12 protein-coding genes are annotated in these 13471 nt (G+C 66.3%); 4 read left to right on the forward strand and 8 right to left on the reverse strand.

Annotated features, from left to right (window positions below; genetic code table 11):
- The first annotated feature begins 142 nt into the window (after positions 1-142).
- Both AC1DN9_RS08180 and rocF read left to right on the forward strand, forming a co-directional pair.
- On the forward strand, positions 143-1645 hold the full coding sequence (locus tag AC1DN9_RS08180) for a WS/DGAT/MGAT family O-acyltransferase (RefSeq protein ID WP_478098996.1): 1503 nt from the start codon (positions 143-145) through the stop codon (positions 1643-1645).
- Between the two features lie 84 nt (positions 1646-1729).
- Positions 1730-2641, forward strand: coding sequence for an arginase (gene rocF / locus AC1DN9_RS08185; RefSeq protein WP_478098998.1), 912 nt, complete (start codon positions 1730-1732; stop codon positions 2639-2641).
- A 21-nt stretch (positions 2642-2662) separates the two neighbouring features.
- Here rocF and AC1DN9_RS08190 read toward each other — a convergent pair whose 3' ends face one another.
- From AC1DN9_RS08190 to AC1DN9_RS08210, 5 genes are all read right to left on the reverse strand, one after another.
- Positions 2663-2923 (reverse strand): hypothetical protein, encoded by a 261-nt coding sequence (locus tag AC1DN9_RS08190; RefSeq protein ID WP_478098999.1) that lies wholly within the window; start codon positions 2921-2923, stop codon positions 2663-2665.
- Between the two features lie 54 nt (positions 2924-2977).
- A complete protein-coding gene (locus tag AC1DN9_RS08195; protein WP_478099001.1) occupies positions 2978-3580 on the reverse strand; it encodes a DUF2242 domain-containing protein in 603 nt (200 codons plus the stop codon).
- Positions 3581-3742: 162 nt separating this feature from the next.
- Positions 3743-4369, reverse strand: coding sequence for a nucleoside/nucleotide kinase family protein (locus AC1DN9_RS08200; RefSeq protein WP_478099002.1), 627 nt, complete (start codon positions 4367-4369; stop codon positions 3743-3745).
- On the reverse strand, positions 4366-5637 hold the full coding sequence (locus tag AC1DN9_RS08205) for a Glu/Leu/Phe/Val family dehydrogenase (protein WP_478099003.1): 1272 nt from the start codon (positions 5635-5637) through the stop codon (positions 4366-4368). Before AC1DN9_RS08205 ends, AC1DN9_RS08200 begins: the two co-directional genes overlap by 4 nt.
- Before the next feature lie 84 nt (positions 5638-5721).
- The gene (locus tag AC1DN9_RS08210; RefSeq protein ID WP_478099005.1) at positions 5722-8700 is read right to left on the reverse strand and encodes an L-glutamate gamma-semialdehyde dehydrogenase; all 2979 of its coding nucleotides are present in this window, start codon (positions 8698-8700) and stop codon (positions 5722-5724) included.
- A 91-nt stretch (positions 8701-8791) separates the two neighbouring features.
- Here AC1DN9_RS08210 and AC1DN9_RS08215 point away from each other — a divergent pair, with 91 nt between their 5' ends.
- On the forward strand, positions 8792-9271 hold the full coding sequence (locus AC1DN9_RS08215) for an Lrp/AsnC ligand binding domain-containing protein (RefSeq protein ID WP_478099006.1): 480 nt from the start codon (positions 8792-8794) through the stop codon (positions 9269-9271).
- 12 nt (positions 9272-9283) lie between these two features.
- Here the strand turns inward: AC1DN9_RS08215 and AC1DN9_RS08220 are convergent, their stop codons facing one another.
- The 3 genes from AC1DN9_RS08220 to AC1DN9_RS08230 are packed head-to-tail and all read right to left on the reverse strand — an operon-like array spanning position 9284 to position 12418.
- A complete protein-coding gene (locus tag AC1DN9_RS08220) occupies positions 9284-10528 on the reverse strand; it encodes a metal-dependent hydrolase family protein (protein WP_478099007.1) in 1245 nt (414 codons plus the stop codon).
- 8 nt (positions 10529-10536) lie between these two features.
- Positions 10537-11040, reverse strand: coding sequence for a GAF domain-containing protein (locus AC1DN9_RS08225; RefSeq protein WP_478099009.1), 504 nt, complete (start codon positions 11038-11040; stop codon positions 10537-10539).
- Positions 11041-11050: 10 nt separating this feature from the next.
- Positions 11051-12418, reverse strand: coding sequence for an MFS transporter (locus AC1DN9_RS08230; RefSeq protein ID WP_478099010.1), 1368 nt, complete (start codon positions 12416-12418; stop codon positions 11051-11053).
- Between the two features lie 133 nt (positions 12419-12551).
- Between AC1DN9_RS08230 and AC1DN9_RS08235 the strand changes: the two genes are divergently transcribed.
- A complete protein-coding gene (locus AC1DN9_RS08235; protein WP_478099012.1) occupies positions 12552-13466 on the forward strand; it encodes a LysR family transcriptional regulator in 915 nt (304 codons plus the stop codon).
- Positions 13467-13471 lie beyond the last annotated feature (5 nt).

Genomic DNA, 13471 nt, shown 5'->3' on the forward strand with positions numbered 1-13471 from the left:
GCCAGCACGATGCTACGACGGGCGGCCGGCCTCGCAGGCCTCGGCTTGTCCGGGCTTACCCGCTATCCGGCCCTCTGGACATTGCGGATCATTTTCCCTCGCGCTGCGCCTGTCGCCGCCTCGAATCCAACCGGAATGCCCGATGAAACACCTCAGCGGCCTCGACGCGACCTTCCTGCACACCGAAACGCCCGAGACGCCGATGCACGTCGGCGGGCTGCATCTGCTGGAGCTTCCGGCCGGCTACAAGGGCGACTTCTACGAAGACGTGAAGGCGCATGTGGCGAGCCGGATGCATCTGTCGGAGGTGTTCACGCGCAAGCTCGCGCTCATGCCCTTCGAACTGTCCAATCCGGTGTGGGTGGACGATAACGACGTTGATCTCGACTACCACGTGCGTCGCGTCACCTTGCCGCGACCGGGGACGATGAAGCAGCTCGAGCAGTACGTGGCACGCCTGCATTCGACGCTGCTGGACCGCAGCCGGCCGCTGTGGGAGTTCTTCGTGATCGATGGGCTGCAGGGCGGCGGCGTCGCGCTCTATTCGAAGCTCCACCACGCCGGCATCGATGGCCAGGCCGGCGCCGCCTTCGCGGAAGCGATCATGGACCTGACGCCGACGCCGCGCCCCGTCAAGGCGCCCCGCAGCATCGCGCGACGCAACCGCTACCAACTGGGCGTGGCCGAACTCGCAGGCGCCGCGCTGACCAACACGCTGCAGCAGTACCTGAAGCTGGTGAAGACCTTCCCCGACATGGCGCGCGCGGTGCGCAGCCTCGTCGTTCCGCAGCCGACGAGCGAGGGCAGCCGGCTCTGGAACGTGCCGAAGAATCTCAGCCTTCTCGGCCCTCGAACGCCGCTCAACGTGGCGATCACCAATCAGCGCGCCTATGCGGTTCGCTCGATTCCGCTGGCTGAAGTCAAGCTGATCGGCAAGCGATTGGGCGCGAGCCTCAACGACGTGGTGCTCGGACTCTGCGCGGGCGCGCTGCGCCGGTATCTGTCCGATCTCGGCAAGCTGCCGAAAAAACCTCTGACGGCGGCGATTCCGGTCACCCTGCGCGAGCCGGGCGACACGACATCGAACAACCAGGTCTCGATGACCGTCATGACGCTGGCCACCGACGTGGCCGATCCGGTGGAGCGCATCAAGGCCATCTCCGAATCGTCAGCGGCCGCGAAGTCGCTGATGGGCAACGTGAAGGCGGCGATTCCGACGGACTTCCCGTCATTCGGCGCACCATGGCTGATGTCGGGGCTGGCGTCGATGTACGGCCGCTCGCGTCTTGCGGACCGGTTGCCGCCAGTGGCCAACCTGGTGATCTCCAACGTGCCCGGCGCGCCGGTTGCGCTCCATTTCGCGGGGGCGAAGCTGCTGACCTACTACCCGGTGTCGATCCCGAGCCACGGCATGGCGCTCAACATGACGGTGCAGAGCTACAACGGCATGCTGGATTTCGGCCTCATCGCCTGCCGTCGGGCGGTGCCCGACGTGGATGACATCGCGGACCACCTCGTCGAGGAACACCGTGCGCTGCTGGCGCGCGTGAAGGCGCTCGACGTGCCCGAAAGCACTGCCGTCGCGGCGAAGGCGGCACCGCGCAAGACGACGGCCCGCAAGACTGCCGCCGCGGCCGCGCGCTGAAAGGTTGCACATCGAAGTCAACGTCATGTTCATGCTGTACCGTTAGGTGCCGAACGCCCGGCACTTTCCAGGAGGCCTCTGCACATGACCGCGACCCTTCAACTGATCGGCGCGCCGACCGACATCGGCGCAAGCACCCGGGGTGCCGGCATGGGCCCCGACGCGCTGCGGGTCGCGGGTATCGCCGTCATGTTGGCGCGATTGGGCTTCAACGTTGTCGACGGCGGCAACCTGGCCGGCCCGGCGACGCCCTGGGTTGCGCCGGCGGAGGGCCTGCACCACTTGGAGGAAGTCATCGCGTGGAACCGGGCGGTCTACGAGGCCGTTGATCGGGCGTTCCATGCCAATCACCTGCCTATCTTGTTGGGAGGCGACCACAGCATTGCGATCGGCTCCATCAGCGCCGTCGCGTGGCATGCACGCCAGCGCGGCAAGAAACTGCGTGTGCTGTGGCTCGATGCCCATTCCGACGTCAATACCGAAACCACCAGCCCGAGCGGCAACCTTCATGGGATGCCGGTTTCATGCCTGCTCGGCCATGGACCCGCGGCGCTGACGGGCTGGAGCGGCGAGCGAGCGGCGCTCGAACACGACGCGATCCGCTTCATCGGCATCCGAAGTGTCGACGCGGACGAGAAGGCTGCCATCCGCGCCCTCGGGCTCAGCGTGTTCGACATGCGCCACATCGACGAGCACGGCATGCGCACGACGATGACCGAGGCGCTGCAGGACGTGGACGAGGACACGCACCTCCACGTGAGCTTCGACCTCGACTGCCTCGACCCCGACTACGCGCCCGGCGTCGGCACGGGCGTGCGCGGCGGCCCGACCTGGCGCGAAATGCAGTTGTGCATGGAGATGATTGCCGACACGGGCCGGCTGGGCTCGCTCGACGTGGTCGAGCTCAATCCGGCGCTGGATGTGCGCAACCGCACGGCGGAAGTGGCGGTGGAGCTGATCGAAAGCCTGTTCGGCAAATCCACGCTGGCCCGCTGAAGGCGGCGGCGGGCTTTCCGGTCAGGCGTCCTGCCCGATGCTTTCGGAAGCAGGTTCGGACACATCGATACCCGGGTCCGAGATGGGCTGCAGCTTGTCGCTGCGGCAATAGAAAGTCCAGCCTTCGAACTGCACGTCGTAGTACGTGCCGGGCAGATAAGTCCAGTCGGGTGCATCGTAGGGTGCCGACACCACTTCGACGATCCTGCCGACCGCCCGCTGCGTCAACGGGCTGGCTACGCAGCTCGGGACCACGTAGCAGAGCGTGCCGATCTTGATCATCCCCGCAGAATCGCACAATGCCGCGCGAGCGCCAAGCCCGGGGGGCCGCGATCCTCAGCCCTGCGTGGGAGGAGAGGCGGGGACCGGCTGAAGCGGCGTCTCGACGAGCGGCTTGGCGGGAACGATGGGATGCACCTCCGCCGGAGGCTCCTCGGTCGTCTCGGGCAGGAAGCGATCGATCAACGAGAAGAAGCGATCGTAGAACCGGTCATCGGTCAGCGTCTGGCTCGCCACCTTGACCATGGCGTCGTCGCTCGACGAGAACGGCAGCGACAGCGAGCCGATCGCACCGACGCCAACACTGGCCGAATTGTTGACCTTCTTCACCCCGTAGCGGTCCTGCAAGGCGCTCGCGAAGGCGATGGTGCTGCGCTTGCGGCCGCCGGCTTCGCGAGCGCAGACCACCCGGAACTCGACCTCCACATGCACCTCGGCGTCCGGCTGGAAACTCTTGCGGCCGGTCACCAGTTCCTGGTTGGCCGCGGTGATCATGTACCCCTGGCTGAGCAGCGCCCGCCGCGCGGCCTCGCAGGTCTGCCCCTCGGTGGCGACGTAGGTGCGTGTGTGGGTGGTGGTGGAATCGAATTCTTCCGGCTCGTACGAGACGCGTCGCGGCGACGAGACGCCGCATCCGGCAACCAGAAAAAGAAGAGACATCGACAGCGCGGCAGCCGCCGCACGGGAAATCGGTAAACGCATGAGGGCAGGGGTGGGCAGCAGGGAATTGGGCGGAACTCGGCAATGCTAGCGGGAACCCGCCGGTCGGCGGCCCTGCTTGGACATGCCGGGCGCTCCGGCGTTCCCGATTCGCGGCAGGAATCAGCCGTCCAGCCGGATCACATGCTGCGCCCGCCCGCGTGTGGCCGCGATGCGGCGCGCGTTGGGTTCGTCGGTCTGCGCCACCCAGGCCAGTGCCTCGGCCCTGCTGCGCCCGAACTGCTCGTGCCGCCGTACGAGGCGTTCATGCCGCAACGCGTCGTCGACATCCACGTACCAGACCTCGTCGAGCAAGGACGCGGCCCCGGCCCACGGCCCGTCATCCAGCAGCAGGTAGTTGCCTTCAGTGATGACCAGCCGGGTTTCGGGCAGCACCGCGATCGCGCCGGCAATGGGCTCTTCGATTTCGCGCCGGAACTCGGGCGCGTAGACGATCTCGCCCTCGCGCTGTTCCCTCAGGCGTCTCAGCAGCGCGACGTAGCCGGCGCCGTCGAAGGTGTCCGGCGCGCCCTTGCGATCCGCACGGCCGAGACGGCGCAATTCGATGTTGGCCAGGTGGAACCCGTCCATCGGCACCACCTGCGCGCGGCCCGGCAGCGCCTGCAGCAGCGCCTGCGCCAGCGTCGACTTGCCCGACCCGGGCGCCCCGACCAGCCCGAGCAACCGGCGCTGCCCGCCGGCCAAGAGCGCATCGATCCGCGCCAGGGCGTCGGCGGGCACCTCGATCATGGATAGAGACCGCGCTCCTGGCGAGCCATCAGGATGCGTCCGCATGCCACCGCGTAAGTGGCGGTGCGCAGGCTGATCTTGTGCTCGTCGGCCTTGTCCCAGATGTGGTTGAGCGCGTTCATCATGATGCGGTCGAGGCGCTCGTTGATCTCGTCCTCGTCCCAGAAGAAGGACGAGAAGTCCTGCACCCATTCGAAGTAGCTCACCGTCACGCCGCCCGCGTTGCAGATGACGTCGGGCACGACCAGCACGCCGCGCTCGGCAAGGATGTCGTCGGCTTCCGGCACGGTCGGGCCGTTGGCGCCCTCGAGTACCAGCTTCGCCTTGGTCTTGCTTGCGCGCTCGGCGGTGACCTGGCCTTCGAGCGCGGCCGGAATCAGGATGTCGCAGGCCACGTCCCAGAAGGCCTCGTTCTCGATCACGTCACCGCCCTTGAAGCCGACGACGCCATCGGTGCGCGAAAGCGGCACCAGCTTGGCGAGGTCGAGGCCCTTGTCGTTGAAGATGGTGCCGGTGTGGTCCTGCACCGCGACAATCCTGGCGCCTGCCTCGGCGAAGAGTTCCGCCGCGACCGAACCCACGTTGCCGAAGCCCTGAACGGCCACGCGCGCGCCCCGCAGGTCGAGACCCAGGCGGCGCGCGGCTTCGCGCCCTGTCACGAAAACGCCCCGGCCGGTCGCCTTGACGCGGCCGAGCGATCCACCCAGATGCAGCGGCTTGCCCGTGACGACGCCGGTGGCCGTGCCGCCGACGTTCATCGAATAGGTGTCCATCATCCACGCCATGATCTGCGCGTTGGTGTTGACGTCCGGCGCCGGAATGTCGCTGTGCGGGCCGATGATGATGCCGATTTCGCTGGTGTAGCGGCGCGTGACTTTTTCAAGTTCCTTCATCGACAGTTTCTTGGGGTCGACGCGAATGCCGCCCTTGGCGCCGCCGTACGGCAGGTTCACGGCGGCCGTCTTGACCGTCATCCAGGCCGACAGGGCCATGACTTCCTCGAGCGTGACGTCCGGGTGAAAGCGCACACCGCCCTTGCCGGGGCCGCGCGACAGGTTGTGCTGCACGCGATAGCCCTCGAAATGGGCGATGGAGCCATCGTCCATCTCGATCGGCACGTCGACGATCAGCGCGCGCTTGGGGCGCTTGAGCGTCTCCACCCAGCGGGCCAGTTCGCCCAGGTAGGGGACCACGCGGTCGACCTGCGAAAGATAGGTGCCCCAGGGGCTGTTGGCGGTCGGCTGGACGTAGGACAAGACGGAACTCATGGGATTCCTTGTGGTTGAACGGATAGCCGCGACGATAGTCCTCCGGCATCGGCCGCGCCATGCCTATGCGCTTTGCTTTTCCAGTTATGCGCTAGCGGCAAGGAGCGCCGCGTTGCCGCCTGCGGCGGTGGTGTTGATGGTGAGTGTCTGCTCCGCGCAGAAGCGCGGCAGATAGTGCGGTCCGCCCGCCTTGGGGCCGGTTCCGCTCAGGCCCTCGCCGCCGAAAGGCTGCACGCCGACCACGGCCCCGATGATGTTTCGGTTCACGTAGACGTTGCCGACGCGCGCCCGAGCCGCCAGCGCCTGCGCACGGCTGTCGATGCGCGTCTGGATGCCGAGCGTGAGTCCGAAACCGAGCCCGTTGACCTTGTCGATGACAGCCTGCGGATCGCCCGACCAACGCACGACATGCAGCACCGGCCCGAAGATCTCGGTCTGCACGCTCTCGATGGAAGGCACCTCGTAGGCATGGGGCAACACGAGGTTGGCGATGCGCGATGCCGCCGGCCCGTCGGAATCGATCAGCACCTTGGCTTCGGCGTTCAGGCGCTCCAGGTGGCGCTGGATGCCGTCGAATGCTTCGCGGTCGATCACCGGACCGACATCCGTCGACAGCAAGGCCGGGTCGCCCGCAACCAGTTCCTTCGCCGCGCCACGGATCATCTCGATCACGTCATCGGCGATGCTTTCGTGGATCAGCAACAGGCGCAGCGCCGAACAACGCTGACCCGCCGAGCGGAAGGCGCTCTGGACCACGGCATCGACGACCTGCTCCGGCAGCGCGCTGGAGTCGACCAGCATCGCGTTGATGCCACCGGTCTCCGCGATCAGCGGGACGATGGGACCGTCCTTGCCCGCCAGCGTGCGATGGATGATCTTCGCGACCTGCGTCGATCCGGTGAACACGACCCCCGCCACGCCGGCCGCTGCCACGAGCGCAGCGCCGACGGTTTCACCCGAGCCGTGCAGCAACTGCAGGGCATCCGCCGGCACGCCCGCCGCATGCAGCAGCTTGACCGCCTCCGACGCGACGGCGGGTGTCTGCTCCGCGGGCTTCGCCAGCACGGTGTTGCCGGTTGCGAGCGCGGCGGCCACCTGGCCCAGGAAGATCGCCAGGGGGAAATTCCAGGGACTGATGCACACCCAGGGGCCTCGCCCCGTCAGGCGCAATTCGTTGCTCTCGCCGGTCGGCCCGGGCAAGACGACCGGCGCCATGACGCGCTCGGCCTCGTCGGCGTAGTAGCGCAGGAAATCGACGGCCTCGCGCACTTCGGCGACTGCATCGCCCCAGGTCTTGAAGGCTTCCTTGACCAGCAGCGCACAGAAGCGCGGCAAGGCGGCTTCCAGGGCGTCGGCCGCGTGTCGCAGCGCCGCCGCCCTCTGGGCAACCGGCGCGTAGGTCCATGAGCGATGGCTCGCCGCCGACGCAGCGACGGCTTCGGCCATACGGCGCGGATCGGCCTCCGGCACGACCGGAACGCTGACGGCGGCCAATGCGTCGAGCAGCGGCGCGCGCATCGATTCGACCGTGAGATCGACGCCGTGGCTGTTGCGGCGAGCAGGCGGCGGTCCGTAAAGCGCATGGGGCAAGGGCAGCGAACTGTCGCGGTCCAGCCAGAGGGGCGACACGAGCAGTTCGTCCATTCCAACCGACTCGTCGCCGAGCTGGTTGACGAAGGACGAGTTGGCCCCGTTCTCCAGCAGACGGCGCACGAGGTACGCCAGCAAGTCCTTGTGCCGTCCGACCGGGGCGTAGACCCGTACCGGCACGCCGCTGCGCTTCATGACCTCGCGGTAAACGCCCTCGCCCATCCCATGGAGCCGTTGCAGCTCGAAGGGCGCATCGCCAGCCATCTGCAAGATCGCCGCGATGGTCCCCGCGTTGTGGGTCGCGAATTGCGGATAGATCGCGTCGGGCGCGGCGAGCAGCGCGCGCGCACAGGCCAGATAGCTCAGGTCGGTGTGGTGCTTGTGCGTGAAGACCGGGTAGTGCGGCAGCCCCAGTTCCTGGGTGCGCTTGATTTCCGCATCCCAGTAGGCGCCCTTCACCAGCCGGCACATCAGGCGCAGCTTGTATTTGCGCGCGATCGCGGCGACGTGCTCGATCAGTTCGAGCGCACGCGTCTGGTAGGCCTGCATCGCGAGCCCGAAGCCCCGCCACTCGGGACGCTCGGCCGCGACACGCGCTGCCAGCACTTCGAACACGTCGAGCGACAGTTCGAGCCGGTCCACCTCTTCCGCATCGATGGTGAGATTGAGCTGAGCGTCCGCCGCCAGCTCGCAGAGCCGCCACACGCGCGGCACCAGTTCGCTCATCACGCGATCGCGCTGGGCATCTTCATAGCGCGGATGCAGGGCGCTGAGCTTGATCGAGATTCCGTCGTTGTCTTCCGGCTTGCCGGCCCTGTCGGCGCCGGCGGCGATCGACTGGATCGCGTTGACGTAGCTGTCCAGGTAGTGCAATGCATCCGCGTCTGTGCGTGCGCCTTCGCCCAGCATGTCGTAGCTGAACCGGAGGGCGGCGTGCTTTCGGTGTGCGGATCGTGCCTCGCCCATCGCCTCGTCGATGGTCTGTCCGAGCACGAACTGGCGACCGAGCAGTTGCACGGCCCTCAAGGTCGCGGCCACCACTGTCCGGGCGCCCAGTCGCGCCATCAGGCCGGGTCCGGGTTCGGCCTGCCCCGGCTCCGCCGACAAGTGCGGAAGAAACTTCTTCGACAACGCGATGGCGGAAGCTGAAAGGCGCGACAGCGTCGAGTCAGCGGCGCCGTCGAAATTGGCACGGCCCAATTGATCCGCCGTGAGCGCAATGGCCGTCTCGGCGTCAGGCACGCGCAGCAGCGCTTCCGCCAGACGCATCAGGGCCAGGCCTTCAGCGCTGGAGATCGGGTATTCGCGCAGGAGGCTTTCCATGGCCCAGAAGGGCGGCGGATGGTCGCGCACTGCGCGAACCCAGGGTGCGGCGGATGCCGCGACGAAGGTCCAGTCCAGGACGCCTTTCAGCGAGGCGAGGCGGTGGGAGACGACTTCGGATTCAGGTCGGTAGGGGGTGGGCAGGCGCATGGTTCAACTCCGAGAGATGCAACGAATGCTCCGCCTTCTCGCGCTGAGTTATTCACCAAATATCAGCCGCCGACCGGATAATTCACCACCAATGAGCAGCCCATCCGCCGATCTTGACCGCATCGACATGAAAATCCTGAAGGTTCTTCAGGAAGACGGTCGAATTTCCAACCTCAAGCTGGCCGAAACCGTCGCGCTCTCGCCGACTGCCGTGTTGGCGCGCGTGCAGCGCCTGACGCGCGAAGGCTTCATCCTGGGCTACGAAGCCCGGCTCGATCCGCAGAAGCTCGGCCGGGGCTTTACGGTGTTCGTCGAAGTGCTGCTCGACCGCACGACACCGAATGTCTTCGACGAATTCAAGGCCGCAGTGCAGGTGCGCGACGAAATCATGGAATGCCACATGGTGGCGGGCGGGTTCGACTACCTGTTGAAGACGCGCATGGCCGACATGGCCGACTACCGCGCTTTCGCCGGAACGGTACTGTGGCAGTTGCCCGGCGTGCGCGAGACGCGGACCTACGCGGTCATGGAAGAAGTGAAAAGCAGCGCCAAGCTGCCACTCGGCTCCTGACCAAGGGCGAGTTCACAGCGATTCGAATTGAACGACGCCTTCTTTCATGACCAGCGGAATGCGCTCGCCCTGGCCAAGCAGGCAGTTGATGTCTTGAAGCGGATTGCCGTCCACGACCAGGAGATCGGCCAACGCGCCGGGCACCAGTCGGCCAAGGCGGTCGCTCATGCCAAGTACCTCGGCGCCCACGATCGTCGCGCTGGCCACCGCCTCGGCAGGCGACAGCACCTCTGCGCGCAGGCGGAATTCGTTGCTCTGGAGACGTTGCGATTCCCCAAGCAGGTCGGACCCGAAGCCCATCTTCACGCCGGCGGCCTTGAAGATCTCCAGCGAGCGCAGGCCGGCCTCGCGCACATCCGCCACCTTCGCTACGCTTTCCTTCGGCAGGCCATAGGTCGCGCCTTCGCTGGCCAACGCGTCGTAGGTCACCAGCGTCGGAACCGCATAGGCACCGGCCTCGGCCATCAACGAGGCGGTCGGCGCGTCGACCAGATTGCCGTGCTCGATGGTCCGCACGCCGCAACGCACCGCCCGCGCGATGGCCTCCGCCGTATAGGCGTGCGCCAGGACATAGGTGCCGCGCGCCCGGGCCTCGCCAACGATGGCGCGGATTTCGTCCTCGCAGTAGCCGAAGGCACCCACCGGATCGGTCGGCGAGGCCACACCACCGGAAGCCATGATCTTGATCTGGTCGGCACCCATCTGAAGCTCTTCCCTCGCGGCCTTGCGCACCGCGTCGACGCCGTCGACCACGCGCGCGAGCGCGCCGACACGCACGCAGGAACATGGCGGATCGTTGCTCAGGTAGTCGGAGCGAGTCCGCATGTCGCCGTGGCCGCCCGTCTGGCTCAGCGCGCGCCCCGAGACGAACAACCGGGGCCCTTGGACCAGGCCGGACTCGACGGCCTGCTTGAACGCGAAGCCCGCGCCGCCGGCATCGCGAACAGTGGTGAACCCGCGGCGAAGCATCCCGCGCAGCATGGGCACGCTCCGCAAGGTCACCAGCACGTTGGGCATGCGCACTTGCTGCGCGAGGTTGAGTTCCACCGCCACCACGTGCACGTGCAGATCGATCAGGCCAGGCATCACGGTCTTGCCCTTGACGTCGATGACACGTGCCGCAGTGTTCGTGCGAATCGGCCTGTCCGAGATCTCTTTCAGCACACCCTCTTCGACCAGGATGTCACGGCCCGCCTGCAACTCCCCGAGCAGCGGGTCGAGCAGATGGGCATTCTTGAAAAGTACGGCAGTCGTCATGGAGACCCTCAAAAGTAGACCGGAAGATGTTGCGCCATGACAGCCGGAACGGCCAATTGCGCCAGCACCGTCGCCATTTCGATGTGGTGGACCTGATACCAGTTTTCCTCGTGGAGCAGATTGAGCGTCCCCAGCGTCTGGCCGCGCCACCGCAACGGAATGTTCAACACGCTCTGGCAGCCCAGCGAAAGGATCAGTTCGTGATCGAAGAACACGTCGCGGATGTCGTCGGCGTTGCGGCCGATGTACGGCAAGCCGCGCGCCATGACCTGTTGCATCCAGGGTGAATCGGTGACGGGCTTGCGCCCCTGCACGGGGTAGACGTCCGGCATGTTGGAGTAGATCCGCTCGGACTCCCGCTCGGCGCGGTGGTGGACCAGGATCGTGAACAGCCGATGCCCGATCGACTTCGCCGAAGCCGCTTCGATGGCCTTGAAAGTGGCCTGCGGCTGGCGTGTGTCGTCGTGGGCGCTGGCGACTGTCGACAGCAGTTGTTGGATATCGGATGGCATCGCTCGCGCCTCAGGACAACTTTGCCGCCGCGATGTCTTCCAGCGACCGGCCGCGCGTGGGTACGCCCATGATCATCACCGCCGCCGATCCCAACAGGAGCACAGCCGTCGTCATCCCGAAGACACCTCCGAACCCCAGCGTCGGGTAGATGAAGCCGACCAGAATCGGCGCGGTGATCCCGCCGATGCGCCCGATCGCCGATGCCAGTCCGGCACCCGTCGCCCGCACCTGCGTAGGGAACACCTCGGGCGTGTAGGCATAGACCCCCGCGTAAGTGCCGTTCATGAAGAAGGACAGCAGCACACCTGCCAGCATGATCTGCCCATCGCTGTGCGTGAACGCCAGCCCCAACGCGGCCAGCCCGCCCAGCAACATGTAGCTGACGATGGTGGCCTGGCGGCCGATCCGGTCATTGAGCCAGGCCGCGGAAAAGTAGCCCGGGACCTGCGCCAGGTACATCACCAGCGAATAGCCGAAGCTCCTGGTGATCGTCATTCCGTTCTGGACCAGCAAGCTTGGAATCCAGGTGAAGAAGGAGTAATAGCTGAACGTGATCGACAGCCACATCAGCCAGGTCATGCTCGTGATGCGGAAGAGCTTGCGCGACAGCAAGGTCGCGTAGTTCTTCCAGAGGCTTCCCCGACTCTCGCTGGGCGGCGGCGCCGCGACGTCCTGCGGGTCGAGCGCCGGCAGTGCATGGCCACGCCGCTCGAAGTCGGCCTCGACCGCGTCCATGATGGCGCCGGCCTCGACGACGCGCCCCTGGCTTTCGAGCCAGCGTGGCGACTCGGGCAGCACGCGGCGCCACCACAGCAGCATCAGGACCGGCGTCGCCGTGAGGCAGATCACGATGCGCCAGCCTTCGGCATACGCGGGCACGATCAGGTAGCCGAGCAAGGCGGCAGCCACGAAGCCGAAAGAGAAGAAGCCGGCCAGCGCACCGGTGAAAGCGCCGCGGTAACGGCGTGCCACGAACTCCGACAGGTAGGGCGCGATGATCACACTCTCCGCACCGGTGCCGAAGCCGGCGATGACGCGCAGGACCAGGAAATGGCTCCAGTCATTGACCATCGCACTGAACAGCGATGCCACGCAGTAGACCGCCAGTGCGGACATCATCACCTTGCGTCGGCCGATCAGATCGCCCAGCGAACCCGCGGCCAGGGCACCGAAGAAGAAGCCGATGAAGTTCGCGCTCGCCAGGACGCCGATCTGCACGCTGCTCAGCGCCCAGGCCGTGCGCAGCACGGGCAGCACGAACGCGATCACGGCGGCATCCATCGCATCGAAGCTGTAGCCGAGTCCTCCCACGATAAGCAACCGCCGATGAAAGCCCGAAAACGGCAGCCGTTCGATGCGCGCTGAAAGAATCGTCATGTGAACCCTTTAACCCTTTGTCTCGCTGATCTTTTTGGATGGCATGGGCGCCGTGGCGGATCGTAGGTTCGGCGATTTATTGCGACAAATTTATAGTTACTATGGTGTTTATTGATCTGCTGAATGGTCCCGCATGGCTACAACCTATCGAAGTGCCGACCTCAATCTGTTGAAAGTCTTTGAAGCGCTCATGACGGAAGGCAACGTCACGCGTGCGGCGCAAAAACTGTCGCTCACCCAGCCGACCGTCAGCAACGCCCTGCGCCGGCTGCGGGATACCTTCGACGACCGCTTGTTCGTGCGAAGCGGCGCGGGCATCAAGCCGACGCGGCGGGCGATCGATCTTTGGGAGCCGCTCGCCCAGTCGCTGCAGACGATCCGCGGCACCCTGGAGGCCGGCAGCTTCGATGCGCTGCGCAGCACCGCGAGCCTGAGCATCGCGATGTCCGACTACGTCGCCAGCATCGTGGTGCCCCGGCTGAGCAGCCGATTGAGCGAGGCAGCGCCCTCCATGCAGGTCCACACCATTCCCAACACGCTGGTGGACTTCGGCCCGGTGCTCGCGAACAACCACGCGGACTTCGCGATCAGCGTCTACGCCGATGAAGTGCAGCGGCCGGCCTTTCTCAAGTCCCGGGCGCTGTGGTCGCCTGGCTTCGTCTGCGTCATGCGCACGGGGCATGCGCTCGCCCGCCTCGACAAGATTCCCCTCAAGAAATTCCTCGCCGCGCGCCACATCGACGTCAGCCTGGTCGGCAAGACCCTGCCGACCTACGACGTGTTCCTGCGCAGCCGAGGCCTCCAGCGCAACCTGGTCGCCACCGTGAACCACTATGCGACCGCCTACGACGTGGTCCGCAGTTCCGATCTGGTCGCGGTGCTGCCGTGGTCAAGAGGCCTCGACCCTTCGCGCATGGCCGGCCTGCGGCACGTGCCCGTCCCGCTGGTGGCGCCGCCCCGCATGGTCGAATTGTTCTGGCACCAGCGCCACGAGACCTCGGCGCTCCATCAATGGGTGAAGGACGAGTTGCTCGGGCTATTCGAATAGGCCGC

The sequence above is a fragment of the Variovorax sp. 05L425 genome, from assembly GCF_056397705.1.

Excerpts from the sequence above, each read along its gene's own strand:
- AC1DN9_RS08180 (WP_478098996.1), top strand. The coding sequence starts at position 143 with ATGAAACACCTCAGCGGCCTCGACGCGACCTTCCTGCACACCGAAACG.
- rocF (WP_478098998.1), top strand. The coding sequence starts at position 1,730 with ATGACCGCGACCCTTCAACTGATCGGCGCGCCGACCGACATCGGCGCA.
- AC1DN9_RS08190 (WP_478098999.1), bottom strand. The coding sequence starts at position 2,923 with ATGATCAAGATCGGCACGCTCTGCTACGTGGTCCCGAGCTGCGTAGCC.
- AC1DN9_RS08195 (WP_478099001.1), bottom strand. The coding sequence starts at position 3,580 with ATGTCTCTTCTTTTTCTGGTTGCCGGATGCGGCGTCTCGTCGCCGCGA.
- AC1DN9_RS08200 (WP_478099002.1), bottom strand. The coding sequence starts at position 4,369 with ATGATCGAGGTGCCCGCCGACGCCCTGGCGCGGATCGATGCGCTCTTG.
- AC1DN9_RS08205 (WP_478099003.1), bottom strand. The coding sequence starts at position 5,637 with ATGAGTTCCGTCTTGTCCTACGTCCAGCCGACCGCCAACAGCCCCTGG.
- AC1DN9_RS08210 (WP_478099005.1), bottom strand. The coding sequence starts at position 8,700 with ATGCGCCTGCCCACCCCCTACCGACCTGAATCCGAAGTCGTCTCCCAC.
- AC1DN9_RS08215 (WP_478099006.1), top strand. The coding sequence starts at position 8,792 with ATGAGCAGCCCATCCGCCGATCTTGACCGCATCGACATGAAAATCCTG.
- AC1DN9_RS08220 (WP_478099007.1), bottom strand. The coding sequence starts at position 10,528 with ATGACGACTGCCGTACTTTTCAAGAATGCCCATCTGCTCGACCCGCTG.
- AC1DN9_RS08225 (WP_478099009.1), bottom strand. The coding sequence starts at position 11,040 with ATGCCATCCGATATCCAACAACTGCTGTCGACAGTCGCCAGCGCCCAC.
- AC1DN9_RS08230 (WP_478099010.1), bottom strand. The coding sequence starts at position 12,418 with ATGACGATTCTTTCAGCGCGCATCGAACGGCTGCCGTTTTCGGGCTTT.
- AC1DN9_RS08235 (WP_478099012.1), top strand. The coding sequence starts at position 12,552 with ATGGCTACAACCTATCGAAGTGCCGACCTCAATCTGTTGAAAGTCTTT.